Source organism: Shigella sp. FC1967 (assembly GCF_001743005.1).
In the GTDB taxonomy this organism is placed as follows: Bacteria; Pseudomonadota; Gammaproteobacteria; order Enterobacterales; family Enterobacteriaceae; genus Proteus.
Genome location: NZ_MIIZ01000003.1, coordinates 1 through 324, shown reverse-complemented (window position 1 = coordinate 324; position 324 = coordinate 1). Strand labels below are relative to the sequence as shown.

Sequence of the window (324 nt, the reverse complement as noted above, 5' to 3'; positions counted from 1 at the left end):
TATTTTCTGGAAACTCATAGTTTTTAATAATAAAATAATTTTCTATTTTTGATAACGAGCTCATACCCGCCTGAAAATCATGATCTTCTCTTACATTTTCTTCGACTAATTTAGATCTTTCTAATACATGTTCATGTTCAAATAATTGTCCTTTTAGGGTTGGGTTTTCTTTTAAGACTTCTAATAATAACCCACCTAATCCACCAGCTATATCAGTGACAATTTTATTTTCTGGAAACTCATAGTTTTTAATAATAAAATAATTTTCTATTTTTGATAACGAGCTCATACCCGCCTGAAAATCATGATCTTCTCTTACATTTT

Annotated in this window: 1 protein-coding gene; it reads right to left on the bottom strand. The window is 28.4% G+C overall.

Going from position 1 to position 324, the window contains the following annotated elements; all coding sequences use genetic code 11:
- A partial coding sequence (locus tag BHE89_RS00010; RefSeq protein ID WP_286145783.1) for a methyltransferase occupies positions 1-324 on the bottom strand: 324 nt, incomplete at both ends.